At 62.8% G+C, this 25,582-nt stretch carries 20 protein-coding genes; 7 read left to right on the forward strand and 13 right to left on the reverse strand.

Annotated elements, in window-relative coordinates:
- The first annotated feature begins 100 nt into the window (after positions 1–100).
- The 4 genes from NX780_RS14180 (at position 101) to NX780_RS14195 (ending at position 3,479) form a co-directional block, all read left to right on the forward strand.
- The gene (locus NX780_RS14180) at positions 101–1,480 is read left to right on the forward strand and encodes a pyridoxal-phosphate dependent enzyme (protein ID WP_258828520.1); all 1,380 of its coding nucleotides are present in this window, start codon (positions 101–103) and stop codon (positions 1,478–1,480) included.
- Entirely contained in the window at positions 1,477–2,649 is a 1,173-nt protein-coding gene (locus NX780_RS14185; protein WP_258828521.1) for a trans-sulfuration enzyme family protein, read from the forward strand. Before NX780_RS14180 ends, NX780_RS14185 begins: the two co-directional genes overlap by 4 nt.
- Before the next feature lie 13 nt (positions 2,650–2,662).
- The gene (locus tag NX780_RS14190; protein ID WP_258828522.1) at positions 2,663–3,061 is read left to right on the forward strand and encodes a GFA family protein; all 399 of its coding nucleotides are present in this window, start codon (positions 2,663–2,665) and stop codon (positions 3,059–3,061) included.
- A gap of 64 nt (positions 3,062–3,125) precedes the next feature.
- Positions 3,126–3,479 (forward strand): nuclear transport factor 2 family protein, encoded by a 354-nt coding sequence (locus tag NX780_RS14195; protein WP_258828523.1) that lies wholly within the window; start codon positions 3,126–3,128, stop codon positions 3,477–3,479.
- On the opposite strand, the gene NX780_RS14200 is transcribed toward NX780_RS14195, so the two are convergent.
- The 9 genes from NX780_RS14200 to clpS form a co-directional block, all read right to left on the reverse strand.
- A complete protein-coding gene (locus tag NX780_RS14200) occupies positions 3,472–5,046 on the reverse strand; it encodes a methyl-accepting chemotaxis protein (RefSeq protein WP_258828524.1) in 1,575 nt (524 codons plus the stop codon). The two genes, NX780_RS14195 and NX780_RS14200, sit on opposite strands and share 8 nt — an antisense overlap.
- Before the next feature lie 115 nt (positions 5,047–5,161).
- Complete coding sequence (locus NX780_RS14205) at positions 5,162–8,542, reverse strand: S41 family peptidase (protein WP_258828525.1); 3,381 nt, start codon at positions 8,540–8,542, stop codon at positions 5,162–5,164.
- 224 nt (positions 8,543–8,766) lie between these two features.
- A complete protein-coding gene (locus NX780_RS14210; RefSeq protein ID WP_258828526.1) occupies positions 8,767–9,030 on the reverse strand; it encodes a PAAR domain-containing protein in 264 nt (87 codons plus the stop codon).
- Between the two features lie 95 nt (positions 9,031–9,125).
- Positions 9,126–10,091 carry a hypothetical protein gene (locus tag NX780_RS14215; RefSeq protein WP_258828527.1) on the reverse strand — a complete coding sequence of 322 codons (966 nt, stop codon included), beginning with the start codon at positions 10,089–10,091 and terminating at the stop codon, positions 9,126–9,128.
- Positions 10,092–10,122: 31 nt separating this feature from the next.
- Entirely contained in the window at positions 10,123–11,331 is a 1,209-nt protein-coding gene (locus NX780_RS14220) for a hypothetical protein (RefSeq protein WP_258828528.1), read from the reverse strand.
- Positions 11,332–11,336: 5 nt separating this feature from the next.
- Positions 11,337–11,642 carry a hypothetical protein gene (locus tag NX780_RS14225; RefSeq protein ID WP_258828529.1) on the reverse strand — a complete coding sequence of 102 codons (306 nt, stop codon included), beginning with the start codon at positions 11,640–11,642 and terminating at the stop codon, positions 11,337–11,339.
- Positions 11,642–14,497, reverse strand: a complete 2,856-nt coding sequence (locus NX780_RS14230) for a type VI secretion system Vgr family protein (RefSeq protein WP_258828530.1) — start codon at positions 14,495–14,497, stop codon at positions 11,642–11,644. The genes NX780_RS14225 and NX780_RS14230 overlap by 1 nt, the downstream gene beginning before the upstream one ends.
- Positions 14,498–14,655: 158 nt before the next feature.
- Positions 14,656–16,956, reverse strand: a complete 2,301-nt coding sequence (gene clpA, locus NX780_RS14235; RefSeq protein WP_258828531.1) for an ATP-dependent Clp protease ATP-binding subunit ClpA — start codon at positions 16,954–16,956, stop codon at positions 14,656–14,658.
- On the reverse strand, positions 16,953–17,255 hold the full coding sequence (clpS, locus tag NX780_RS14240; protein WP_027864722.1) for an ATP-dependent Clp protease adapter ClpS: 303 nt from the start codon (positions 17,253–17,255) through the stop codon (positions 16,953–16,955). Before clpS ends, clpA begins: the two co-directional genes overlap by 4 nt.
- Before the next feature lie 321 nt (positions 17,256–17,576).
- On the opposite strand from clpS, the gene cspE reads away from it, so the two are divergent.
- Complete coding sequence (gene cspE / locus NX780_RS14245; RefSeq protein ID WP_020653506.1) at positions 17,577–17,780, forward strand: transcription antiterminator/RNA stability regulator CspE; 204 nt, start codon at positions 17,577–17,579, stop codon at positions 17,778–17,780.
- Positions 17,781–17,931: 151 nt separating this feature from the next.
- Here cspE and icd read toward each other — a convergent pair whose 3' ends face one another.
- A complete protein-coding gene (gene icd / locus NX780_RS14250; RefSeq protein WP_258828532.1) occupies positions 17,932–19,185 on the reverse strand; it encodes an NADP-dependent isocitrate dehydrogenase in 1,254 nt (417 codons plus the stop codon).
- Between the two features lie 194 nt (positions 19,186–19,379).
- Between icd and NX780_RS14255 the strand changes: the two genes are divergently transcribed.
- Positions 19,380–19,937 (forward strand): pseudouridine synthase, encoded by a 558-nt coding sequence (locus NX780_RS14255; protein WP_258828533.1) that lies wholly within the window; start codon positions 19,380–19,382, stop codon positions 19,935–19,937.
- A 134-nt stretch (positions 19,938–20,071) separates the two neighbouring features.
- Here the strand turns inward: NX780_RS14255 and NX780_RS14260 are convergent, their stop codons facing one another.
- The 3 genes from NX780_RS14260 to rpsT form a co-directional block, all read right to left on the reverse strand.
- Positions 20,072–20,839, reverse strand: coding sequence for a DUF3108 domain-containing protein (locus NX780_RS14260; protein WP_258828534.1), 768 nt, complete (start codon positions 20,837–20,839; stop codon positions 20,072–20,074).
- A 163-nt stretch (positions 20,840–21,002) separates the two neighbouring features.
- A complete protein-coding gene (locus tag NX780_RS14265) occupies positions 21,003–23,237 on the reverse strand; it encodes an NADP-dependent isocitrate dehydrogenase (protein ID WP_258828535.1) in 2,235 nt (744 codons plus the stop codon).
- 288 nt (positions 23,238–23,525) lie between these two features.
- A complete protein-coding gene (gene rpsT / locus NX780_RS14270; RefSeq protein ID WP_036216299.1) occupies positions 23,526–23,792 on the reverse strand; it encodes a 30S ribosomal protein S20 in 267 nt (88 codons plus the stop codon).
- A gap of 209 nt (positions 23,793–24,001) precedes the next feature.
- Here rpsT and murJ point away from each other — a divergent pair, with 209 nt between their 5' ends.
- Positions 24,002–25,552: a murein biosynthesis integral membrane protein MurJ gene (gene murJ / locus NX780_RS14275; protein ID WP_258828536.1), complete on the forward strand. Its 1,551-nt coding sequence runs from the start codon at positions 24,002–24,004 to the stop codon at positions 25,550–25,552.
- Positions 25,553–25,582: the final 30 nt, after the last annotated feature.

Genomic DNA, 25,582 nt, shown 5'->3' on the forward strand with positions numbered 1-25,582 from the left:
TATTGTGTACGGCACGGCGCCGACCGGCGCCCTCTCTTCGTCCAGCACCGCCCATGAAGCGGCGCGCAGCCCGGGCAGCGCCCGGCCTTCCGGAGGCACTATGCAACATGCGTCGCAAGCTGCACTGTTTTCCCTGATCGGCGACACCCCGCTGATCGAAGTGACCCGCATCGATACCGGCCCCTGCCAGCTGTTCCTGAAGCTCGAATCGCAAAATCCCGGCGGCTCGATCAAGGACCGCATCGGCCGCGCCATGATCGAACAGGCCGAGCACGACGGCCACTTGCAGCCCGGCGGCACCGTGGTCGAGGCCACCGCCGGCAACACCGGCCTGGGGCTGGCCTTGGTGGCGCGCATCAAGGGCTACCGCGTGGTGCTGGTGGTGCCAGACAAAATGGCGGCCGAGAAGATCCTGCACCTCAAGGCCCTCGGCGCCGAAATCCACCTGACCCGCTCCGACGTCGGCAAGGGCCACCCCGAGTATTACCAGGACTACGCCGCGCGCCTGGCAAAAGAGATTCCCGGCGCCTGGTTCGCCGACCAGTTCAACAACCCGGCCAACCCGCGCGCCCACGAGACCACCACCGGGCCCGAGATCTGGGACCAGTGCAACCACAAGCTCGACGCCATCGTGGTCGGCGTCGGTTCTTCCGGCACCCTCACCGGCCTGTCGCGCTACTTCAGGAAGACCCAGCCGAACCTCGAATTCGTGCTGGCCGACCCGCAGGGCTCGATCCTGGCCGACTACGTCAACACCGGCGTGCTGCGCACCGATGCGGGCTCCTGGGCGGTCGAGGGCATCGGCGAAGACTTCATTCCCGGCATCGCCGACCTGTCGCGCGTGAAGAAAGCCTACACCATTCCCGACGAGGAAAGCTTCGGCACCGCGCGCCTGCTGCTGCAGCAGGAAGGCATCCTGGCCGGCTCCTCCACCGGCACCCTGCTGGCGGCCGCCCTGCGCTACTGCCGCGAACAGACCCGCCCCAAGCGCGTCGTCACGTTTGTCTGCGACACCGGCACCCGCTACCTCACCAAGGTTTACAGCGACGGCTGGATGGTCGACCAGGGCCTGATCGAGCGTCCCAAGCTGGGCGACCTGCGCGACCTGATCGGCCGCCGCTACGACGCCGGCGAAGTGGTCACCGTCTCGCCCACCGACACCCTGCTCACCGCTTTCAACCGCATGCGCACCAGCGACCTGCAGCAGCTGCCCGTGATCGACGGCGAGGGGCGCCTGGCCGGCCTGATCGACGAATCGGACCTGCTGCTGCACGTGAGCGCCGAACCCAAGCACTTCAGCGCCCCGGTCTCCACCACCATGACATCCTCGCTGCAGACCCTGCAGCCCACAAGCAGCATGGGCCACCTGCGCGAAATCCTCGACCGTGGCCTGACCGCCGTGATCCATGACGGCGAACGCTTCTACGGCCTGATCACCCGCTACGACCTGCTGAACCACCTGAGAAGGACGCTTTCATGACAGAGCAAAAGAAACACATCGCCACCCGCGTCATCCACGGCGGCCAGGCGCCCGAGCCGGCGACCGGCGCCGTGATGCCGCCGATCTTCGCCACCTCGACCTTCCGCCAGGAGAGCCCGGGCGTGCACAAGGGCCTGGACTACGGCCGTTCGCACAACCCGACCCGCTGGGCGCTGGAGCGCTGCGTGGCCGACATCGAGAGCGGCGGCGCCGCCTTCGCTTTTGCTTCCGGCCTGGCGGCCATCGCGGCGGTGCTCGAACTGCTGCCGGCCGGCTCGCACATCGTGGCCGGCGACGACATGTACGGCGGCACCTTCCGCCTGTTCGAGCGGGTGCGCAAGGCGAGCGCCGGCCATACCTTCAGCTACGTCGACCTGACCGATCCGGATGCCCTGGGCGCAGCCCTGCGGCCGGAGACGAAGCTGGTCTGGGTGGAGACGCCCACTAATCCGATGCTGAAACTGGCCGACCTCTCCAGCATCGCGGCCCAGTGCCGCGCGCGCGGCGTCATCACCGTCTGCGACAACACCTTCGCCAGCCCCATCGTGCAGCGTCCCTTGGAGTGCGGCTTCGACATCGTCGTGCACTCGACCACCAAGTACATGAACGGGCATTCGGACGTGATCGGCGGCGTGGCCGTGGTCGGCCCTGATGCGCGCCACAAGGAGCTCGGCGAGCGCCTCGGTTTCATCCAGAACGCCGTCGGCGCCATTCAGGGCCCTTTTGATAGCTTCCTGGTGCTGCGCGGGATCAAGACCCTGGCGCTGCGCGTCGAGCGCAGCAGCGCCAACGCCCTGGCCCTGGCCCAGTGGCTGGAACGCGAGCCCAAGGTCCGCAAGGTCTTCTATCCGGGCCTGGAATCGCACCCCCAGCACGCGCTGGCGCGGCGCCAGATGAACGGCTTCGGCGGCATCGTCTCGATCGACCTGGCCACCGACCTGGCCGGCAGCAGGCGTTTTCTCGAAGCCTGCGAGGTGTTCACCCTGGCCGAGAGCCTGGGCGGCGTCGAGAGCCTGATCGAGCACCCGGCCCTGATGACCCACGCCACCATCCCGGCGGAGCAGCGCGCCCAGCTGGGCATCGGCGACGGCCTGATCCGCCTGTCGGTCGGCATCGAGCACCTCGAAGACCAGCGCGAAGACCTGCGCCGGGCGCTGGCGGCGATCTAGGATGGCGGCCTCGATGAAAGCACAGCGGCTCGCCGCCTGCGGCTGCGGCCAGCTCATGGCGCGGGTCGAGGGCGAGCCGGTGCGGGTCTCGATCTGCCATTGCCTGGCCTGCCAGCGGCGCAGCGGCAGCGTCTTCGCCACGCAGGCGCGCTTCTCGCGCGAGGCCGTGCACGTCGAGGGCCGGTCCAGCACCTGGTCGCGCGTGGGCGACGCCGGTTCGCGCGCCACCTTCCATTTCTGCCCGCAATGCGGCACGACGGTCTGGTACGCGGCCGAAGGACTGGAGGACTGGATCACGATCCCGGTCGGGACTTTCGCCGATCCGGCGTTTCCCGCGCCAGGCGTCTCGGTTTACGAAGAGCGCATGCACGGCTGGGTCGTCCCGCCGCCGGGGGCGGAACACCACTTCTGAGCCGCCCGCGGCGCGCTTCGGCTATCCTTGTCGCATCACTTGTCATGGATGCAAAGGAGAAACCATGCCTGATTCAAACAAGGATGTGCTGCAACAGGCGAACGCGGCGGTACGAACCGGCGACAACGAAGGCTTCCTGGCCTGCTGCACCGACGACGTCGTGTGGTCGACTGTCGGCGGCGAAACGCTGGTCGGCAAGGAGGCGGTACGCGCCTGGATGGCCGAGGAATACGTCCAGCCGCCCGAGTTCACCGTGAACACCCTGATCGCGGAGGGCGACCTGGTGGCGGCCCAGGGCGAGATCATCAGCTACGACGACGGCGGCCGCCCGATCCGCAACGCCTATTGCGACGTCTGGCGCCTGCGCGAGGGCAAGCTGGCCGAGCTGAAGGCCTACGTCGTCCCGCTGGTCAAGTAAGCGCCAGCGGCGACTGCGCCTGCCCGCGCAGCCTGAAGGTCGCGACCAGCGCCGACAGCTCGGCCGCCTGGCGGCGCATCGACTCGGCCGCGGCCGCCGCCTCCTCGACCATGGCGGCATTCTGCTGGGTCGACTCGTCCATCTCGGCGATGGCCCGGCCCACCCGTGCCACGCCGCTGGCCTGATCGCCGCTGGCGGCGTGGATCGTGTCGAGGATGCCTGCCACCTCGTGCACATGCCGCAGCACCGCGCGCATGGTCTCGCCCGCCGTGCCGGCAATGTCGGAACCGGCGGCGATCTGCTCGCTCGACTCATGGATCAGCTTCTTGATTTCCTTCGCCGCCGTGGCCGAGTGCTGGGCCAGGTTGCGCACCTCGGCCGCCACCACCGCGAAGCCGCGCCCTTCGCTGCCGGCGCGCGCCGCCTCGACCGCCGCGTTCAGCGCCAGGATATTGGTCTGGAAGGCGATGCTGTCGATCATGCCGGTGATGTCCGTGATCTTGTCAGCCGCGGCCTTGATCGCGCCCATGCGCGCGGCCACCTGCTCGACCGCCTGGGCGCCCGCCGTGGCGACGGTCGATGCCGACTGGGCCAGGGCGTTGGCGGAGCGGGCGCTGGCATTGTTGCGGGCGATCGCTTCGCTCAGTTCTTCCATGGCGCCGACGGTCTGGCTGAGCGCCGCGGCCTGGCGCTCGGTGCGGCGCGACAGGTCCTGGTTGCCGTCGGCGATCTCGTTGGATGCCGAGTCGATCGCCTGGGCGCCCTGCAATACCTGGGCCACCGTGGCGGCCACGCCGCCGGTCATGCCGTTCAGGGCGTCGAACAGGCGGCCGATCTCGTCCCGGCGCTGGTGGCGGATCCGCGGGCGCAGGTCGCCGTGCGCCACCTGCTCGGCCAGCAGCGCCGCCTGCCGGAGCGGGCCGACGATGCTGCGGGTGAGGAGCCACGCCAGCAGCGCGCCGACGCCGAGCGCCGCCAGCCCGAGGGCCAGCACCAGCGACTTGCCGAACATCGAGGCCGCCGCCGACTCCTCGGCCAGGCGGTGGGCTTCTTCTCCCTCGTGCGCGAGGAGCAGCGCCAGGGCGCCGGTATAGGCCTTGTAGTGCCGTTCCCAGTCACCGCCGACCAGCTGCTCGACGGTCTGGGTCTGGCCGAACTCCTTGGCCTGGAACAGCGCCGTCTCGACCTTCGCCAGCGCCGCCTTGTGCCTGCCCGCCTCGGCTACGAACTGCGCCTCGCGCGCCGAACGCGGCAGCTTGCCCAGCTTCGCCTCGATCGCGGCCACGTTCTTCCTGCCCTCGGCCAGCTGGGCGTTGAAGTAGTCGGCCAGCTCCAGGCTGTCGCTGCGGGCGATCGCGACCGTACGCGAACCGTTCAGGCGCTCGGCCCCGAGCAGGTCGGAACTGAGCTGCTGCTTGGCCAGCTTGTCGTAGACGAGGTCGGTAGTGAGGGCGTCATTGGCCTGCATGCGCCACAGCGCGACACCGGAAAGAAGCAAGAGAAGGAGGAAGACGATACCGAAGGCGCCGAGTATCCTGGTGCCCGTCTGGAACGTGGCGAGTCGCATTGCAAGTACCTTGAAGGGATGATACTTGCACTATAGAAATGGATTATGACAGCGTGATGAATCGCATCACGCGCGGCGGACAGGGCGATCAGGCCCTGTCCGCCGCCTCAAGGCATCAGCGCTGGCCGCCCTCGCGCTGGCCGCCGTCGCGCCGCAGCGCCGGGATCGCGGCCGGCTTCCACGGCTTGACCGGCTGCTCCTGCATCTTCTTCTGCAGCAGCTCGATCGCCACTTCGAGCTGGCGGTCGCGGCCCGCGAAGGTCTCGTTCGGCAGGTTGTCGACCTCGACGTCCGGCGTCACGCCCACGCCTTCGATCAGCCACTCGCCGTCCGCCGCGAACTGGCCGAACTCCGCCACGCGCGCCCTGCCGTTGTCGGCCAGGTTGTTGCCGTCGCTGAGCCAGACGCCGGCGCCGGCGCTGCGCTTGCCGACCAGGGGCCCCAGCTTCAGGGCCTTGATGCCGGCCGCGAAGGTCTCGCCGTCCGAATAGGTCAGCTCGTCCATCAGCACCACCAGGTGGCCACGGAAGGTGTTCTGCATGTTCGACTGCGGCTGGTTGCCGTTCGAGCTCCAGAAGGCCCAGGAACGGCGCAGCAGCTTCTCGATGATCCAGCTGTCGATGTTGCCGCCGTTGTTGCGGCGCACGTCGATGATCAGGCCTTCCTTGTTGATGTTGGCGTAGAAGTCGCGGGCGAAGGCGTTGATGTCGGGCGTGCTCATGGCGCGCAGGTGCAGGTAGCCGATCTTGCCCTTGGAGGCGGCGTCCGCCTGCTGCGCCCTGCCCTGCTCCCAGTCCGCATAGCGCAGGCTGGCGTGGCGGGCCATCGAGACCGGGGTGACAATCACGGCGCGCGGCTTGCCGCCCGGGCTCTTCACGTGCAGCAGCACCTGCTTGTCGGCCTGGTCGAGCAGCAGGTCGGCGATGTCGCGCGCTTCGGTCAGGAGCTTGCCGTTGACGGCGGTGATGATGTCGCCTTCCTTCACGCCGACATCGGGCCGCGCCAGCGGGCCGCGTTCGAGCGGCAGTTCCGGTTCGCTGCGGTAGACGCGGTCGACGCGGAAGCCATCGGCCACGCGCGAGAGCACCGCGCCCAGGCTCGAGGGCACGCCTTCGCCGGTGGCGCGGCGGATGTCGCCCGGGACGATCTGCGAGTGCAGCGCGCCGAGTTCGCCCACCATCATGCCCAGCACGTCGTTCAGTTCCGCGCGGTCGGTCACGCGATCGACCAGCGGCGCGTACTTGGTCCGGACGGCGGCCCAGTCGATGCCGCGCATGTTCGCGTCGTAGAGGAAGTCGCGGTGCATGCGCCAGGCGTCGTTGAACATCTGCTTCCATTCCAGGCGCGGATTGGTGCTGATCGCCCAGTCGTCGACCTTGACCCGCGCCTTGCTGACGTCGGCCGGCGCCTTGGCCCCCGCCGCCACGATCAGCATCTCGCCCGGACCGGTCGCGCTGAAAGTGCGGTAGAAGACGTGCTTGCGGTCGCTGCTCAGGCCAAATTCACGCACATTGGCGGCGAAGGTTTCCGGCTGCGGGCTGCGGCGCGAGATCTCCAGGGTCTTGAGCGTGCCGCTGCGGCCATTGTCGGAGTCGAGGATGTAAAGGCGCTTATCGTCGATGGCCAGGGCGCGGTAGTTGCCCGGAGCGACCGGCACCTGGTAGAGGCGCTCGCGCAGGCCGGCGTAGTCGATCGCCGGCACCGGCGCGGCGGGCCTGGTCTTGTCCTTGGCCGCGCTGACGGCTGCCGCGGCGGCGGCCACGGCGGCGGTCTTGTCCGCCTCTTCCTTGCCCGGCGTCGTCACGGCAAGGCGCGCCGCGCTCTCGGGCGACTGCTCTTCCGGCTTGGTCAGCTCGTCCTCGGGCTTGAAGGGGAAGCGCACACCCGGCTGCAGCGCCAGGGCGTAAACGCCGACACGGCGGTCGAACACCGGTCCCATATTGCGGTCGCCCCAGGGGCCGCCATTGCTGACGTTGAAGTTGCGCGCCGAGAGGAAGTACAGCCACTTGCCGTCCGGCGAAAACACGGGCGAATCGGCCGTGTAGCGGTCGGTGGTGACGAAGGCCATGGTCTTCGACGGCAGGTTGTACATGCCGATCTGGTTGCGCTGCTCGCTGCTGCCGACGCGCACGAAGGCGAGGTTGCGGCTGTCCGGCGACCACACCACCTGGTCCGGGCCGTCGGCGCCGACCTGGCGCGCGTCGTCGATGATCACATTGGTCTTCGCCTGCAGGTCGAGCAGCCAGGTGCGGCCCTTCTTGTCGGTGTGGGCCAGCCACTTCCCGTCCGGCGACGGATAGATGCCGGAGCGGTGGCTGGCGCCGTCGATCGTCAGGCGCTCGCCCTTGCCCGAACCGTCGGCCGCGTAGCGCCAGATCTCGTTCTCGCCGGTGCTGTCGACGAAGGCATAGACCCATTTGTCGTCGTGGCTGAACACGGCGCTGCGTGCGCGCGCGCCTTCCGGCACGGCGATCTCGACGCGGCGGTAGCTGCCGGTGCCGGCGATGGTGACGCGTCCGCGCGCCGTCAGCACGATACGCTCGGCCTTGTTGGCCACGTCGATATTCGTGAGCGTCTCCAAGGGCGAGCGCACGCGGCGGGTGCGCTGCTGGTCGAAGTCGGACACCAGGCTGGCCTTGACGATGCTGTCGCTGCCGCTCGCGATGTCGAACACCCGCAGGTCGGCGCCCAGCTGGTAGGCGATGCGGCCGTCGCCCAGCGAGGCGGTGCGCACGTCCCAGTCGCTGTGGCTGGTGTGGACCTTGCGGTCGCTGCCGTCGGGCAGCGCGGACCAGATATTGTCGGAGCCGCCGGTATCGCTGATGAAGTAGATGCGGCCCTGCCACCACATGGCGCGGCGGTTGTTGGCCGTGTCTCCCTTGAACAGCGGGGTCGCTTCGCCCGGTTTGCCCAGCTCGTAGCGCCACAACTGCGCATGCGCGCCGCCGCGGTAGGCCTTCACGTTATCGTTGGTCATGGACAGTCCCATGCGCGTGAAGAACACGGTGCGGCCGTCGTCGCTCAGCACGGCGTCATTGGCGTCGGCGAGGGGCAGCACGCGGCGCGCCAGCTTGACTGGATCGAGCGCCGCGACCACGCGATGCTTCGAGGGACCGGTCGAATTCTCGGTGCTTACCAAGACCTCGCCCTGCGCGGTCCAGCCCAGCACCGTCACGCCGCCGTTCTCGAAGGTGATGCGCTTGGGCAGTCCGCCCTCGATCGGCATCACATAGGCTTCCTGCGCCCCCTCGTAGAAGGCCACGAAGGCGACCGACTTGCCGTCCGGGGAGATCGCCGCCTGGGTCTCGGCGGAGGGATGCGTGGTCAGGCGCGTGGCCTTGCCGCCGGCCAGCGTGGTGCGCCACAGGTCACCCTCGGCCGTGAAGACGACGGTGTCGCCGCGCACGGCGGGGAAGCGGAAGTACGGGTCTGCGGCGGCAGCCTGGCTGCCGATGAGCGCCAGCGACAGCGCAAGGATGGTGCGGGGCACGTTCATGTTCAATGTGGCAAGGGTTACTGAAGAGGAAGAGTTTGCCACATGGGCACGCGGCTGCGGCGTGCATACATGCAAAAAAGAGTGTGCGAGATGGGTAATTGTACGGCGAACTGATCGCAGACTTGACTAGCATGTGGAACCAGAGGGAATCTCGGGCGATCGTTTCCTCCCTGCTCCTGTGCCATAGCGCTAGTCGTACACGCGCTCTATCGAGCGAACGGCGTTTATATTTTCGCCGACGAGGGAGCGGAAGAGATGAGTGTCGCGCCACATGAAGTTTTATGTCCTTCGAATGCCACAGGAACTCCGGCGATCAGCACAGCGGGGTCGCCTTCCGCGATGACGCATGGTGAATGTCCATTGAGCGGGCACACGCAAGCGTCCCCTTTTCGGGCTACTGCGATGCCATGCAAGAGTGCAGTACCAGAAGCGGCTACGACCTTGCCGCCGTGGCTGGTTGCGTCGCCAAACCGAATGACTCCCTTCATGATATTTCTCTCCTAGAGGTCCTCTGACGCGATTGTCTTTCTATTAAAGTGGGCTCCGGGCTCTTGCATGTTAACTTGATTACTTCAGATAAAGCTCAGCCATCCCTGAGCCAGCGCCATACGGTTAATCCATATGCGGAGCCCAAGTTGGCCATCGCTTCGTTCATCTTAAAGTTCCGTTCTGATGCATTGACATCCTGAGTCTGCCAAATCCCTGCTTTCGGACACAATTGACCAGCTTTTGCGAGCAGTTCGCGGGTTCGTTCCTCCGGTTGAAGAGATGGTATGACTGGATGCCATAGCGTGGCCACCGCGACGGTTTCGGATCTAGGTAGATAAGCACCCTCGGATTTGAGTTCTTCCTTGGTTTTCACAATCCGGAATGCAGGTTGCATCCTCAACCCTTTGATGGCAAATGTCAGGCTGTGTCGTTCCAATCCAGTATCTGGATACCAAACGCCGGTCCACGGCACTTCCTCGCCGGTCATACACGAGGTCGATTTGTCGATAATATATTCTTTAAGTGGTTCAGGCAGTTTCCATGAAAGCATATTGTCAAACCGCTCAATATTCGAGCGAAATGACTTGATAATTTCTTCTCCTGCAAAGCCGTCATCATCGTCCGCTCGCTCCGGGCAGTCCGGATCGCGATCGAAAAAGCATTCGGCCGCGGTCATCGCGTTATTTAGCACACGAGTGATCTGCCTGGCATAACTCATCATTCGGTTAATCTTTACTTCACTGAACTCGCGATACTCAGCCTTAGTCATCCAGCTAAGGAGCGGTTGCTCCATCATCCCGCGAACATCTCCACTGACACAACGCGCCGTGTCCCAGATAAACTCATAATCACCCAACGTCGCCAACTCGGCGCCACGCCGAAAATCACGTGTCCATGTCTTAAACGTATCGAAAATCTGGTTATTCCTGCCGAAATCTGCAACGTGCTTCGATATGGCGAGTTTTCCGAACCACTCCAGCGTTGCCTCGCTTTCTCTAGCTGCCGCTTCGAAAAATTCTCTTGACGCGAACAAATACCAGATCGCGGCTTCCAAGTTCATATTTCTCACACTATTCTCCGTAAAAGACATTCTAGGTTGATGCTGGCGCGGTCAATAGAATCCGCTTCGCCTCTTCAGGCTGATAGTCTGTCGCCCCCCAACCGGTCTCCGTGGGACCCTTTATATGCGGATCCGTGATTCGCGCACGCAATTTGACTGGTGCTGCCTCTCCTGCCAAGTCAATGTACTCGATCCGGCGATCTACACTTCCATCACGATCCTTTAAAAACTCACCGGAATCGCTGTCGACTCGCGGCAGCGCTTCTACTATCTCGTCGCGACTCCCTGGGAAAAATACAATTTGCTCCCCTCCTCCCTCGAGACAATAGCCCGTCCCCTTCAGCTCCTGGCTTGCAGCAGGGCCGCGCCAAACATTTAATGACTCTCCTTTCTTTATCTCATATTCCACCACCCATCCATTCTGATTCCACTCTGGTTTGACGGCGAACTTGCTGCGCCATTCATCGCGGTTTTTGATTGCCTTGTACTCAGCTTCGGTCATCCAAAATATCCCAGCGCCCTCATTGGAGGGATCCACAATTCGATAGAGTTTACCTGGCCCCCTTATGGAATCGGCCTTGATTTTCTTGCCCGTGCTCGCGAACGTTTCAACGAGCCAGCTTTGCAGCGGCGGATGATCTGGATGCTTGCTCATCAAATCTCCGATTTCATTGGCGTCCATTTCCAGCTTCGGATGTTTCAACCTTTTTCTACGTTTGGTCACCCACTTTGGTGGCTTAGCATTGATCAGCCTAGCCGACCCCGACTCTGAAATCGGGGAAATCCATCCTCTATTCGTTCGGTAAGTTTCAACCTTCCATGCCTGATCATCCAGCTTTTTCGCAATCACATTTAAGACCGTTCGTACCGGTTTCGCGTAGGTCTTGACTGCGTCACTGAAGACGCTACGTTTCGTTTCAATGAATTTTGTCAACTCATCGAGACGCTCACGGATGTTGCCAGGTACAACCGCTCGGATCTTCCCCAATAAAGCCTTAAGGTTATCGAATTTCTCATCCAACATCGTTTTAAGCTTAGACGGATTAACTTTGTTCGCGGCCTCTCTGATGGTCTTTGCCATAAACTGGTAAATATTAGGCAATTTACCATCCGTTGCCCATTTGGCCACTTGGTTATGCTGCAAATATTCGGTGATCTTCGGCAGGGCAGCATCGCATGCACGTCCCGCCGCTGTAACCAGCTTGGTAGTGTTGATGATGTCGTCGGCGTGCTTGACCAATGGCTTCAGGTACACCCACACCAGACGCAACGCGCTTTTGACCACTGTGCCGTCGCGATGAAGAACAATGTCACCTTGTTGGTGGGATCCACTCTGTATTGGCGAATATTTGCGCATAGGTCGCGCAAGTCACAAATGGTGTCGACGACGGGAATTAATGACACCACCATGTCGAATCCAATCTGCCCGGTCGTTCGCTCGGCATTAAAGTCGCCCTGAAGCGCACCCCAAATCCATTCGCCGAGCCCGATATCGTCCGGTTTTGCCTGGCCGTGGACTTCATTGAGCGCATCGAGGGTCTGGTCAGCCATCATTGCCTCCTCGGGTCACGCGAGGTATCGATCAGATCCGGCTCCTGGGCCAGGAGTGGTTCGAGACCCGACATCAAGTCTCCGACCGTCGGTCGCGGTTCGTCCTTGGCGCCGGGTGCATTGTGGTAGACGACCTTCGAGACCGTATCGGGCAAGTTGCGCTCTTCGGCCATTCCTGCACTGTCGAGCGTGCCGTCTTTTGTCTGTCCGTTCCCAAAATGAAGGGTGTAGGGCACACCCGCCATTGGCGCACCTTGGTGGCCGTCGAGATCCAGTTTCAGCCAGTTCGTATGCTCGGCGGACGGGAAGAAAGGCAATTGTGCCTCCTGCTGCGCAGGGCCATCCCATTTGTGTGTGCCGGCTTTTACCGTGAAATCGCCGGCGCAACCGTGTTCGATCTTGCCGTCGGCAATCTTGATATACGCTCCTCCGCATAGAAGCGTGAGGCTTTTCTTCGCTGCGATCACGATCTCACCTTGGCTCGCGGTGATTTTCACATCGCGATCTGCTGCGATGGCGATGCTGTCCTGCTGCGCCTGTATATCCACTTTGCCGGTACGCGCAATGTGCTTCATGCCGTCCTGATGTGCGAACAGCGAGATGCCCTTGCCTGCCTGGATGTTCATGCGCTGTCCGGCAAAGGCCTGGAGATGCTGTTGCGCCACGATAGTCTGCTGTCGCCCGCAGTAGTTGACAGACGAGCCGGGCGTGCCACAAACAAAGCCGCCTGCAGCGTATTGAGCAATGAGCGGCGCCCCCGCTCGCCCTGCATCGCTTGGACCGGCATCGTTGGCTTGATCGGCGCGCTGCAAATCCTTGGCCAGCTGCCGATGCGGCGCGAGATCGACAGGCATGGCCTGATGCTGCTCGGCGAATTCCCCCAGTTCCTTGAGCAACCCCTCCGAGCCTTCCAATAACGCCTGCAAGGGCTCGCGCTCGAGCTGCTTGCCCGACGCGCCCAGCATCGCTTGGGTCGTGAGCAGCATGAGGCGCGCCGCGCGCAGAACGACAGCATGGTCACTGCGCAGTTCCGCGCCCTCACCACGCGCTTCGCCCTCCCCTTCCCTTCGTGGATGCGTCAGCCATCCAAGATTGAGCTGACTGTGCCCGTGTTCACTTGCCAGCTGTGCGCTTATCTGTCCAGGCGTATCGTCCAGCCTCAACTGATTGCACCGCATTCCCCGCACTTCTTTGCTCTTGATTCCGGCCAGGAATCGATTCCCGGGCAAGTCGCCTACATTGCTGAATGCTGGCGGAGGAGTCGCGCCTCCATGCACGCGGCCGATAACGATTGGCTTGTCGGGGTCCCCGCCCAAAAAGTCCACCACCACCTCGTCGCCGACCCGAGGCAGGCTGATGGCGCCCCAGCGGTCGCTTGCCCAGTGGCTGGCAACTCGCACCCAAGCAGAGTCCCGGTCGGTATTGCTGGCGCCTGCGCAGTCAGGGTGATCCTCTTCCCGGGTTCCGGGAAACCTCAGCTTGATTCGTCCCAGAGAATCGCAGTGCACTTCTTCGCCAGGCGGTCCGACCACGACGGCTGACTGCAGGCGTACACGCGGCAGGTCGATGTGAGGATCGAAGCTTGGCACGATCGGGACACCGCGTCGGACGCAAACGAAGCGATTGGTGTATCTGACGTCACGCTCGCTGCTGGCGTCGCCAAGTGCATCAATCGCGGGCAGCTGTTCCCAGGCGTTTGCCGAGAACAGGCGTTGCGCCCGCTCATCGACCTCCTTTGGTAGATTGTTTTCGGCGACCATCGACAGGTCGGTTAGTATGAACTCGCGTTCGTTCTCCGGGTGCGTGTCGATGTCCGGATGATCGTCCAACCTGAACCACTGTCCGACACACAAGTCGCGTACACCGCTCTCACCATGAAAGCACTTGGCTTCGTATTCATGGCGCTGCATGCGCAATTCACCAAGCCTCTGGAAGTCCAAGCTGTCGTCACCTACATGTGGTGCTTCGACCTGATAGTCATCCAGGCTGAATGCGAATTGGTCGCCAGCCTCGCCTTGTCGCATGGTGGTGGGCGACTGGGTCGACATCATTTGACCTTGGAGATAATCCCAACTTCTCCGGCTGCTGCTACCTGGCCTCAATGAACGGATGGCGCTCCAGTTGAAGACACCATCGCGCACCTCGGTACCGGCATCACGGTGAAAGCGCACCGTGCCGGCAGCATTCTGTTCGAGCGATTGCGGCGCGTCGAACAGCACAAGCGTATGAGAAGCCGTCGTCGCGCTCCCGGATTCCGTGGCCTGACCGGGCCGAATGAACCAGGCGATCCCGCGGCGTTTCCACAGGCGGCGCAAGAATGCAGCGTCGGACTCGTTATGCTGCATCGTGAATTCGCGCGCAGGATAAGCACCCGTGATTCCGGAAGTATCGAGGTCAAAAACTTTTGCCAGGATTGGATTGAAGCCACGCCATTCGCGGATCAGGTCCGCCGAAATGTCGACTTCATTCTGACTGCGGAAAATGCGGGTATTGATACGGCGGTCCATCAAGGCCAGGGCGTCGCGAACCAGCAATTGATAGCTCGCGAGCCCGCCATCGCTCTGCCCTGCCGATGCCTCGGAAACGATGCCACACACCGAACGGAGCTCTCCTCGGTCGGTGACGAACTGCACTTCCGCAGGAAGTGCAATGAACTCCTTGAGTGGCAGTCCGGCTTGCGTTGAAATGCATAACAGCGTGTATTCGATGCCGCCGCATAGCATTTCACGGCCGCAGATGCGCTTGACGAACAAGACGTCATCCAAGGTCGATTGCGGATGCGACAAACGCAGGCGGATCGGGCGATTCGACTGAGTCAGGCCAAAGGACAGACCGGCAACGTTTAGAAAGTTCATGAAGAATTTTCCTGTGAACACTAAACGTCAAAATGCCAGACGAGGCGCTGGCCGACCTTGATAGCCGTCAACGTAGGTTTTCTACAACACCACTCGACGTTACTCCGGGACGAAAAAAAAAACCGCGCCGAGGCGCGGTTCTTTCGAGAGACCGATTTTTACTCGATCTCGACGGTCTCAGCCGGAGCCGGCGGCGGCAGGGCGTCGCCTTCCGGGAACTCGAGGACTACATCGTCCTTCTCGTTCAGGTCCACGGTCACGCGGCCGCCATTGACCAGGCGGCCGAACAGCAGTTCGTCGGCCAGGGCCTTGCGGATCATGTCCTGGATCAGGCGCGACATCGGACGGGCGCCCATCAGCGGGTCGAAGCCTTTCTTGCCGAGGAACTTGCGCAGCTTCTCGGTGAAGACCGCTTCCACCTTCTTCTCGTGCAGCTGCTCTTCCAGCTGCATCAGGAACTTGTCCACGACACGCAGGATGATGTCCTCGTCCAGCGCGCGGAAGCTGATGATCGCATCCAGGCGGTTGCGGAACTCCGGCGTGAACATGCGCTTGATGTCGGCCATCTCGTCGCCTGCCGCCTTCGAATCCACGAAGCCCACCGAGCGCTTGGTCAGGCTCTCGGCGCCCGCATTGGTGGTCATGATGATGATCACGTTGCGGAAGTCGGCCTTGCGTCCGTTGTTGTCGGTCAGCGTGCCATGGTCCATCACCTGCAGCAGGATGTTGAAAATGTCCGGGTGGGCTTTTTCAATCTCGTCCAGCAGCAGCACCGCGTGCGGCTTCTTGGTGATGGCTTCCGTCAGCAGGCCGCCCTGGTCGAAGCCGACGTAGCCCGGCGGCGCACCGATCAGGCGCGACACGGCGTGGCGCTCCATGTACTCGGACATGTCGAAGCGCACCAGCTCGATGCCCAGGATGAAGGCCAGCTGCTTGGCGACCTCGGTCTTGCCGACGCCGGTCGGGCCCGAGAACAGGAAGGAGCCGATCGGCTTGTCGGTCTTGCCCAGGCCGGCACGCGCCATCTTGATGGCCGATGCCAGCGCATCGATGGCAGGATCCTGGCCGAACACCACGTTGCGCAGGTCGCGGTCGATGGTCTGCAGCTTGCTGCGGTCGTCCTGGTTGACGGTCTGCGGAGGGATCCGCGCGATCTTCGCGATGATGTCCTCGATCTCGGTCTTGCCGATGGTCTTCTTCTGCTTCGACTTCGGCAGGATGCGCTGTGCCGCACCGGCTTCGTCGATCACGTCGATGGCCTTGTCGGGCAGGTGGCGGTCGTTGATGAAGCGGGCCGCCAGCTCGGCCGCGGTCGACAGCGCCGACGCCGAGTACTTGACGCCATGGTGCTCTTCGAAGCGCGACTTCAGGCCACGCAGGATTGCCACGGTCTGCTCGACCGACGGTTCGTTCACGTCCACCTTCTGGAAGCGGCGGCTCAGGGCGTGGTCTTTCTCGAACACGCCGCGGAATTCCGTGAACGTGGTCGCGCCGATGCACTTGAGCTGGCCGTTGGCCAGGGCCGGTTTCAGCAGGTTCGATGCGTCGAGCGTGCCGCCCGAAGCCGAGCCCGCGCCGATGATGGTGTGGATCTCGTCGATGAACAGGATGCCGTTCGGGGTGTCCTTCAGTTGCTTGAGGACGGCCTTCAGGCGCTGCTCGAAATCGCCGCGGTACTTGGTGCCGGCCAGCAGCGCGCCCATGTCGAGCGAATACACGACGGCGTTCTGCAGGATCTCGGGCACGTCTTCCTGGACGATGCGCCATGCCAGGCCTTCCGCGATGGCGGTCTTGCCGACACCGGCCTCGCCCACCAGCAGCGGATTGTTCTTGCGGCGGCGGCACAGGATCTGGATCACGCGGTCGACTTCTTCCTCGCGGCCGATCAGCGGATCGATCTTGCCGTCGGCAGCCGACTTGTTCAGGTTCTGGGTGAACTGGTCGAGCGGGCTTTCCTTGGCCTGGCCTTCGACCTGCGCTTCTTCCACGCCTTCGGACGCCTTGGTGGTGTCCATCTGCTGGTCCTTGCGCACGCCGTGCGAGATGAAGTTGACCACGTCGAGGCGGGTCACGCCCTGCTGGTGCAGGTAGTAAACAGCGTGCGAGTCCTTCTCGCCGAAGATCGCCACCAGCACATTGGCGCCGGTAACTTCCTTCTTGCCGTTCGAGGCCGACTGCACGTGCATGATCGCGCGCTGGATCACGCGCTGGAATCCGAGCGTCGGCTGGGTGTCCACCTCGCCCGTGCCGGGCACGGTCGGGGTGTTATCACCGATAAAATTAGTCAAGGTCTTGCGCAGGTCTTCGATATTGACCGCGCACGCACGCAGGACTTCGGCGGCTGATGGATTGTCGAGGAGGGCCAGCAGCAGGTGTTCCACGGTGATGAACTCGTGGCGCGCCTGGCGGGCTTCGACAAAGGCCATGTGTAGGGATACTTCAAGTTCCTGCGCAATCATACTTCCTCCATCACGCACTGCAGGGGGTGCCCTGCCTTACGCGCATGCGTTAAGACAAACTCCACTTTGGTACACGCTATATCTTTGGAAAACACCCCGCACACGCCCTTGCCGTGACGATGCACGGAAAGCATGATCTGGGTCGCTGTCTCGCGATCCTTGTTGAAGTACTCCTGGATGATCGCAACCACAAACTCCATTGGCGTGTAGTCGTCGTTCAGCAACGCCACCTGGTACAGAGGGGGCGGTTTTACGGTCTGCCGTTCCAGCAGCTGTTCAGTGTCATGCTTGGTAGCCATGGGACGTATTCTAATGCTTTCAAAATCAGTGCCAAGCGTAAACATCAGCTCGTTTTCATGTGCTTTCCATCTTACGCGTTTTCCGTTGAATGCGCAGATGGCGATCCAATTGACGAAATCAAGAGCCGCGTTACCTCTACCGTGAAAAATTTGGCAACAACCGCGCAAAAGCTCTTGACTTGCGTGGTTATTCAACCAACAATGCAGTTATCGACCTGTACTTATGTACTCGTTGATAAGAAGTGAGCAGGCTGAGGAGGGGGCAAGAAGCTTCTTGCTTTTATGGCTCGTGTGATTTGTTTTTACTAGAAAGTTTTCTTTATGGCAACTGGTACTGTTAAGTGGTTCAATGATTCCAAAGGTTTTGGCTTCATCACTCCTGATGACGGCGGCGAAGATCTGTTCGCGCACTTCTCCGCAATCAATATGAACGGTTTTAAGACCCTCAAAGAAGGTCAAAAAGTCCAATTCGAAGTCACGCAGGGCCCGAAAGGCAAGCAAGCTTCCAACATCCAGGGCATGTAATCATCCCCCTCCCGGAAGCAAAGAACCCCGCTGCGGCGGGGTTTTTTTCGCCCTGCGGTACCCTGCCCTCTCTTCATATCAAAGAGACTACCTCAAAAAGAAGAAAAGCCCCGGCGCGCACGCACAGGGCTTCGCACTCTTCGCTCCGGAATTACATCTGCTCGATCATCACTTCGCCGAAGCCCGAGCACGAGACCTGGGTCGCGCCTTCCATCAGGCGCGCGAAGTCGTAGGTGACTTTCTTCGAGGTGATCGCCTTTTCCATCGCACTGATGATCAGGTCGGCAGCCTCGACCCAGCCCATGTGGCGCAGCATCATCTCCGCCGACAGGATGAGCGAACCCGGGTTCACGTAATCCTTGCCCGCATACTTCGGCGCGGTGCCGTGGGTGGCTTCGAACATCGCCACCGAATCCGACATATTGGCGCCCGGCGCGATGCCGATGCCGCCGACCTGCGCGGCCAGCGCGTCCGAGATATAGTCGCCGTTCAGGTTCAGGGTGGCGATCACGCTGTACTCGGCCGGGCGCAGCAGGATCTGCTGCAGGAAGGCGTCGGCGATCGAATCCTTGATGGTGATCTCGCGGCCGGTCTTCGGATTCCTGAACTTGCACCATGGACCGCCGTCGATCAGCTCGGCGCCGAATTCCTTCTGGGCCAGGGCGTAGCCCCAATCACGGAAGCCGCCCTCGGTGTACTTCATGATATTGCCCTTGTGAACCAGGGTCACCGAAGGCTTGTCGTTGTCGATGGCGTACTGGATCGCCTTGCGCACCAGGCGCTCGGTGCCTTCGCGCGAAACCGGCTTGATCCCCAGGCCCGAGGTCTCGGGGAAGCGGATCTTCTTGACGCCCATCTCTTTAGTGAGGAACTCGATGACCTTCTTCACGCCCTCGGAGCCTTCGGCCCATTCGATGCCGGCATAGATGTCTTCCGAGTTCTCGCGGAAGATCACCATATCGGTCTTCTCGGGCTGCTTCAGCGGCGAGGGCACGCCGGCGAAGTAGCGCACCGGGCGCAGGCAGACATACAGGTCGAGTTCCTGGCGCAGGGCGACGTTCAGGGAGCGGATGCCGCCGCCCACCGGCGTGGTGAGCGGCCCCTTGATCGAGACCACATAATCCCTGACCGCGTCCAGGGTCTCGCCCGGCAGCCACACATCCGGGCCATACACATTGGTCGACTTCTCGCCCGCGTAGATTTCCATCCAGCTGATCTTGCGCTTGCCGGCGTAGGCCTTGGCCACGGCCGCGTCGACCACCTTGAGCATCACGGGAGTGATGTCGATGCCGGTGCCATCGCCCTCGATGTAGGGGATGATCGGATTGTCGGGCACGGTCAGCGAGGAATCGGCGTTGACGGTGATTTTCTGGCCGTCGGCCGGGACCTTGATGTGTTGGTACATGTGTTCTCCCAAGTGGTCGCATTCGCAGATGCCGTTCGCAGGGAGGCATCTGAATTACAATGTGGACTACTGCTGCAGGTCTTGTATAAGACTTCGGTGTGGTGTATTGCATTATGCACCAGTATTTCCACTGGCGCCATTGCACACCTCGCAGGGCGCCCTGCACTCCCACTACTTAACCTGTTTTACGTTTCATGCCCCTGATTCTGTTCAATAAACCCTTCCAGGTCCTGTGCCAATTCTCACCACAGGAGGGCCGCGAATCGCTTGCGGACTACCTAGACATCCCCGGCATCTATCCGGCCGGGCGCCTGGATGCGGACAGCGAAGGGCTGATGCTGCTGACCGACGACGGCAAGCTGCAGCACAAGATCGCGCATCCGGATCACAAGGAGGCCAAGACTTATCTGGTGCAGGTCGACGGCATCGCCGACGCGGCCGCCCTCGCCCGCCTGCAGGCGCCGCTCGACCTGGGCGACTTCGTGACCAAGCCCTGCCGGGCAGTGCGCATCGCGGAACCGGAGTGGCTGTGGCCACGCAATCCGCCGATCCGCACGCGCCAGGACAAGCCGACCAGCTGGATCGCGATCACGCTCGAGGAAGGCAAGAACCGGCAGGTGCGGCGCATGACGGCGGCGGTGGGCTTGCCGACCTTGCGCCTGGTGCGCAGCAGTATCGGGCCGTTCTCGCTCGCCACCCATCCGCTGATGCCTGGGGAGCATATCGAAGTGCCGGCATCAGCGCTCAGGTAGGGTGGTCGGCTTTGCCGGCCGCGCGTTCAACTCCCGCTTGAACGGATGCGGCGCTTTCACTTCACGCACTGTTTGAACGCGCGGTCGGGGGACCCGACCACCCTACGATGAGCCGGCGATTCAAACGATCGCGATCAATCGATCAACGTCTTCACCATCACCCGCCCATCCGGCAACGGGCTCTCCTGCCGCACCATCAGCTGCGAGCCCTTCGCAAACCAGAAGGTCGACTCGCTTCCCGGACGGTTGTAGTCGGTCTTGATCACCCAGCAGTCCACCGGCCCGCCTGGTCCCGCGATCGTGCTTGAGCCCGTCACGCGGAAGGAATAGCGCTGCGGCGCCAGGCTCCCGCCCGGATGGTAGAAATTGATGCGCGCATCCAGTCCCTCGGCCAGCGGCAGGGCCTGCAGGAACTCGATATCGGTCTCGAAGTTGTAGGTCGGCTCGCCGGACGCCACCGACAGGTCCTTGTGCGTGTTCTCGGCAAGGTCCTTCATGCCGGTGATCTTGTCCGGTGCGAACACGAAGCCCTCCACCACGCGCTTGCCATCCATTTCGCTGATGCGCTGGTGGCTCAGGGGCCGGAAGGTGCCCGTCTCGAACCAGGAGTCGAAGGTGCGCACAGAAGGTTTGGGCAGCACGCCATCCCAGCGCTGCACGATGCGCATCTGGCGCTTGCCCTCGCGTTCTTCGAAGCGGACTTCGCGGGTCCAGATGTCGATCGGTTGATTCGCGCCGGTCGACGGCGTGCGCATGAAGCGCAGGTAGTGGTGAGTACCGGGCTTGACGAGGTCGAAGCGCGGCAGCTGGCTGCCGACGTCGACATGGAGGACGGCGGCCTGGCTGGACAGGGACAGGCCGAAGGCCATGGCGGCAAGGAGGGAACGATACGGAACTGGCATGAGGACTCCGGAAAGAAGTGATGCGATCGAGTATCGAGCCTGTGTATTCGAGGCCGCAAGAAAAAATGGATATGCATGCAGACGACGGGCATGAAAAAACCCGCCATCCATCAGGAGTGGCGGGCTATCGCACATCCAGCGCGGCGAACCGCGCGGGAAGAGATTACGCTGCGAAGGATTCCAGCGCGGCGTTGAAGGTCGCGCTCGGACGCATCACGGCCTTCACCTTGGCGTCGTCGGCCTTGTAGTAGCCGCCGATGTCGACCGGCTTGCCCTGCACTTCCAGCAGCTCCTGGACAATCTTCTGCTCGTCGGCTGCCAGCTGCTTGGCCAGCGGCGCGAACTTGGCTGCCAGTTCGGCGTCGTCGGTCTGCGCCGCCAGTTCCTGGGCCCAGTACATTGACAGGTAGAACTGGCTGCCGCGGTTGTCGAGCTCACCGGTCTTCGGCGACGGCGACTTGCGGTTGTCCAGCAGGCGGCCGGTGGCGGCGTCGAGGGTCTTGGCCAGGATCTTGGCCTTCTCGTTGCCGGTCTTCAGGCCCAGGTCTTCCAGCGACACGGCCAGCGCCAGGAACTCGCCCAGCGAATCCCAGCGCAGGTGGTTTTCTTCCACCAGCTGCTGCACGTGCTTCGGCGCCGAACCGCCCGCACCGGTTTCGTACATGCCGCCGCCGGCCATCAGCGGGACGATCGACAGCATCTTGGCCGAGGTGCCCAGTTCCAGGATCGGGAACAGGTCGGTCAGGTAGTCGCGCAGGATGTTGCCGGTCACCGAGATGGTGTCCAGGCCGCGCGAGACGCGCTCCAGGGTGTAGCGCATCGCACGGACTTGCGACATGATCTGGATGTCCAGGCCGCTGGTGTCGTGGTCCTTCAGGTAGGTCTTGACCTTCTTGATCAGCTCATTCTCGTGCGGACGGTACGGATCCAGCCAGAACACGGCCGGCATGCCCGAGTTGCGCGCGCGGGTGACCGCCAGCTTGACCCAGTCGCGGATCGGGGCGTCCTTCACCTGGCACATGCGCCAGATGTCGCCCTGCTCCACGTTCTGCGACATCAGCACTTCGCCGGTGGCGAGGTCGGTGATGTTGGCCACGCCGTCTTCGCTGATTTCGAAGGTCTTGTCGTGCGAGCCGTATTCCTCGGCCTGCTGCGCCATCAGGCCCACGTTCGGGACGGTGCCCATGGTGCGCGGGTCGAATGCGCCGTGCCATTTGCAGAAGTTGATCACTTCCTGGTAGATACGCGCAAAAGTAGATTCCGGGATGACCGCTTTCACTTCCTTCAGGCGGCCGTCGGCGCCGTACATCTTGCCGCCGGCGCGGATCATCGCGGGCATCGATGCGTCGACGATCACGTCGTTCGGCGAGTGGAAGTTGGTGATGCCCTTGGCCGAGTCGACCATGGCCAGCGCCGGACGGTGTTCCTGGCAGGCGTGCAGGTCGCGTTCGATTTCTTCGCGCTGCGAGGCCGGCAGGTCGGCGATCTTGTTGTACAGATCGGCCATGCCGTTGTTGACGTTGATGCCCAGGCTGTCGAACAGGGCGCCGTGCTTCTCGAACGCCTCCTTGTAGAACATGCGCACGCAGTGGCCGAACACGATCGGGTGCGAGACCTTCATCATGGTGGCTTTCACGTGCAGCGAGAACAGCACGCCGGTGTTCTTGGCGTCTTCGATCTGCTTCTCGTAGAAGGCCAGCAGGGCCTTGCGGCTCATGAACATCGAATCGATGATCTCGCCGGCCTGCAGGGCGACCTTCGGCTTCAGGACGATGGTCTGGCCCGACTTGGTGACCAGTTCCATCTTGACTTCACGGGCGCTGTCGAGGGTCATCGACTTTTCGCCGTGGTAGAAGTCGCCGTGGGTCATGTGCGACACGTGGGTGCGCGATGCCTGCGACCATTCGCCCATCGAGTGCGGGTTCTTGCGTGCGTATTCCTTGACGGCCTTCGGTGCGCGGCGGTCCGAGTTACCTTCGCGCAGGACCGGGTTCACGGACGAGCCGATGCATTTGGCGTACTTGGCCTTGATGGCCTTCTCTTCGTCGGTCTTCGGATCGGCCGGGTAGTCGGGCAGGTTGTAGCCCTTGGCCTGCAGTTCCTTGATGGCCGCGGTCAGCTGGCCCACCGAGGCCGAGATGTTCGGCAGCTTGATGATGTTCGCGTCCGGCTCGAGGGTCTTCTTGCCCAGTTCGGTCAGGGCGTCGGGGACGCGCTGTTCCGGCGTCAGGTTCTCCGGGAACTGCGCCAGGATACGGGCAGCGACCGAGATGTCGCTCTGCTCGACCTTGATGCCGGCAGGCTTGGTGAAGGTGCTGACGACGGGCAGGAAGGCGTGCGTCGCCAGCAGCGGCGCTTCGTCGGTCAGGGTGTAGATGATGGTCGGATCACTGCTCATACGCTTTTTCCTCGATGATCGCGCGGGTGGCGCGATGGCTGAAAACGGTGGTAACGCTCCCTGTCTTGATGAGGTCTTCTATAAGACATAAGACGGGCGTTTCACATTATGCACCAGTATTTTACTGTGCGCCACGGTTTTAAGATATCCGCCCCCTCGGATGCCACCGGGCGCAGCCCGGACACCACCGGAGAAACAAACGCAAAAACCCGCCGGACTTGACGTCGGGCGGGTCTTGCTCTGCACAGAACTGCCTGCGCGGCCCGGGGGCCGCACGCACCTCGCTAATTAAGCGGACAGTGCCTTCAGGGCAGCAGCCAGACGGCTCTTGTGGCGGGCTGCTTTGTTCTTGTGGATGATCTTCTTGTCAGCGATGCTGTCGATGGTCGACACGGACTGCTGGAAGATGGTGGTTGCAGCGGCCTTGTCGCCAGCCTGGATGGCCTTGCGAACTGCCTTGATTGCGGTGCGCAGGGTCGAACGCTGTGCCGAGTTGTGCGCGTTTTGCTTAACTGCTTGACGAGCGCGTTTGCGCGCTTGTGCGGTATTTGCCATGAGATTTCCTAAATCGGGGTCAAGTTGCGTTTGCAAACATTCGCGAGTGAAACTGGCATCTTGCGTGCCTGCCCAACGATTCGTGTCTGCTAACAGAATTCAGTACAGCCCACGATTATAGCGAAGGAAACGGTTCAGGGCAATTCATAAATGCCTAAATGTCTCCGCTGGCACGTGCAGGGGTAGTTGCCCAAGTATAATCGCCCGCCATGAACCTGCTCCGTACCCTCGCCGCCATTTCCAGCATGACCATGGTGTCCCGCATCACCGGTCTGCTGCGCGACAGCCTGTTTGCCGCCACCTTCGGCGCCTCGAACTTCACCGACGCCTTCAATATCGCCTTCCGCCTGCCGAACCTGCTGCGGCGCCTGTTCGCCGAAGGCGCCTTCTCGCAGGCCTTCGTGCCCATCCTCACCGAGTACAAGGGCAAGCATGGCCAGGAGGCCACCAAATCCCTGGTCGACCACGTGGCGACGGTCCTGATCTGGGCCACGGTGTTGACCAGCATCGTCGGCATCCTGGCGGCGCCGGTCCTGATCTACCTGATCGGCGGCGGCCTGCAGCGCGAACCGGCGGCTTTCGACGCCGCGGTCCTGATGACGCGCATGATGTTCCCCTACATCGCCTGCATGGCCTTCGTGGCCCTGGCCAGCGGCGTGCTCAATACCTGGCGCCACTTCAAGATCCCGGCCTTCACGCCGGTGCTGCTGAACATCTCCTTCATCGTGTCCGCCCTGGTGCTGGCCGATTACTTCGAGCAGCCGATCTACGCGATGGCCGTAGGCGTCTGCGTCGGTGGCCTGGCCCAGGTAGCGATCCAGATCCCCTCGCTGGTCAAGCTGGGCATGATGCCGCGCCTGTCCCTGAATCCTTTTGTCGGCCTGCGCGACAGCGGCGTGCGCCGCATGCTCGGCAAGATGGGCCCGGCCGTGTTCGCGGTCTCGGCGGCCCAGATCAGCCTCCTGATCAACACCACCATCGCGGCCAGCCTCGCGGCCGGCGCGGTCACGGCCCTGCAGTACGCCGACCGCCTGATGGAATTCCCCACCGCCCTGCTGGGCGTGGCCCTTGGCACCATCCTGCTGCCGAGTCTCGCCAAGGCGAATACCGAAGGCGACACCCAGGAATACTCCTCGCTGCTGGACTGGGGCCTGCGCCTGACTTTCCTGCTGGCCGTGCCCTCCTCGGTCGGCATGGCGACACTCGCCGTGCCGATGATCGCCACCCTCTTCCACTACGGCGTGTTCGATGCCGGCGACGTGGCGGCGTCCTCGATGCCCCTGATGGCCTACAGCGCCGGCCTGCTCGGCTTCATCCTGGTGAAGACCCTGGCGCCCGCCTTTTATGCGCGCCAGGAAGTGCGCACGCCGGTGAAGATCGCGGTGGGCGTGCTGATCGCGACCCAGCTCATGAACCTGGTCTTCGTGCCCCTCCTGGGCGTGGCCGGCCTGGCCCTGTCGATCGGCCTGGGCGCCTGCATCAACGCTTCCTTCCTGTATGCAGGCCTGCGCCGCCGCCAGATCTATGTGCCGCAGCCGGGCTGGGGCAAGTTCTTCCTCAAGCTGCTGGTGGCGGTCGTCGTGATGGGCGCGGTGTCCTGGTTCGGCCAGCTGCAGTTCGACTGGATCGCGCTGCGCGCCACGCCGCTATTGCGTGCCGGTGCGCTGGCGGCCATCATCGCGGCTGCTGCCGTCGCCTACTTCGCCGTGTTGATGCTGCTGGGCTTCCGCCCGCGCGACTTCAAGCGGCGCGCGAAATAGGCACGCTGTTCCTCGGCGCCATACGCTTGA

This window comes from Massilia agri (assembly GCF_024753255.1).
Lineage (GTDB): Bacteria > Pseudomonadota > Gammaproteobacteria > Burkholderiales > Burkholderiaceae_D > Telluria > Telluria agri.

Excerpts from the sequence above, each read along its gene's own strand:
- NX780_RS14215 (WP_258828527.1), bottom strand. The coding sequence starts at position 10,091 with ATGAACTTGGAAGCCGCGATCTGGTATTTGTTCGCGTCAAGAGAATTT.
- NX780_RS14180 (WP_258828520.1), top strand. The coding sequence starts at position 101 with ATGCAACATGCGTCGCAAGCTGCACTGTTTTCCCTGATCGGCGACACC.
- clpS (WP_027864722.1), bottom strand. The coding sequence starts at position 17,255 with ATGGCTACCAAGCATGACACTGAACAGCTGCTGGAACGGCAGACCGTA.
- NX780_RS14185 (WP_258828521.1), top strand. The coding sequence starts at position 1,477 with ATGACAGAGCAAAAGAAACACATCGCCACCCGCGTCATCCACGGCGGC.
- NX780_RS14265 (WP_258828535.1), bottom strand. The coding sequence starts at position 23,237 with ATGAGCAGTGATCCGACCATCATCTACACCCTGACCGACGAAGCGCCG.
- murJ (WP_258828536.1), top strand. The coding sequence starts at position 24,002 with ATGAACCTGCTCCGTACCCTCGCCGCCATTTCCAGCATGACCATGGTG.
- NX780_RS14200 (WP_258828524.1), bottom strand. The coding sequence starts at position 5,046 with ATGCGACTCGCCACGTTCCAGACGGGCACCAGGATACTCGGCGCCTTC.
- NX780_RS14210 (WP_258828526.1), bottom strand. The coding sequence starts at position 9,030 with ATGAAGGGAGTCATTCGGTTTGGCGACGCAACCAGCCACGGCGGCAAG.
- NX780_RS14195 (WP_258828523.1), top strand. The coding sequence starts at position 3,126 with ATGCCTGATTCAAACAAGGATGTGCTGCAACAGGCGAACGCGGCGGTA.
- NX780_RS14190 (WP_258828522.1), top strand. The coding sequence starts at position 2,663 with ATGAAAGCACAGCGGCTCGCCGCCTGCGGCTGCGGCCAGCTCATGGCG.
- NX780_RS14225 (WP_258828529.1), bottom strand. The coding sequence starts at position 11,642 with ATGGCTGACCAGACCCTCGATGCGCTCAATGAAGTCCACGGCCAGGCA.
- cspE (WP_020653506.1), top strand. The coding sequence starts at position 17,577 with ATGGCAACTGGTACTGTTAAGTGGTTCAATGATTCCAAAGGTTTTGGC.
- NX780_RS14205 (WP_258828525.1), bottom strand. The coding sequence starts at position 8,542 with ATGAACGTGCCCCGCACCATCCTTGCGCTGTCGCTGGCGCTCATCGGC.
- NX780_RS14260 (WP_258828534.1), bottom strand. The coding sequence starts at position 20,839 with ATGCCAGTTCCGTATCGTTCCCTCCTTGCCGCCATGGCCTTCGGCCTG.
- icd (WP_258828532.1), bottom strand. The coding sequence starts at position 19,185 with ATGTACCAACACATCAAGGTCCCGGCCGACGGCCAGAAAATCACCGTC.
- NX780_RS14230 (WP_258828530.1), bottom strand. The coding sequence starts at position 14,497 with ATGAACTTTCTAAACGTTGCCGGTCTGTCCTTTGGCCTGACTCAGTCG.
- rpsT (WP_036216299.1), bottom strand. The coding sequence starts at position 23,792 with ATGGCAAATACCGCACAAGCGCGCAAACGCGCTCGTCAAGCAGTTAAG.
- clpA (WP_258828531.1), bottom strand. The coding sequence starts at position 16,956 with ATGATTGCGCAGGAACTTGAAGTATCCCTACACATGGCCTTTGTCGAA.
- NX780_RS14255 (WP_258828533.1), top strand. The coding sequence starts at position 19,380 with ATGCCCCTGATTCTGTTCAATAAACCCTTCCAGGTCCTGTGCCAATTC.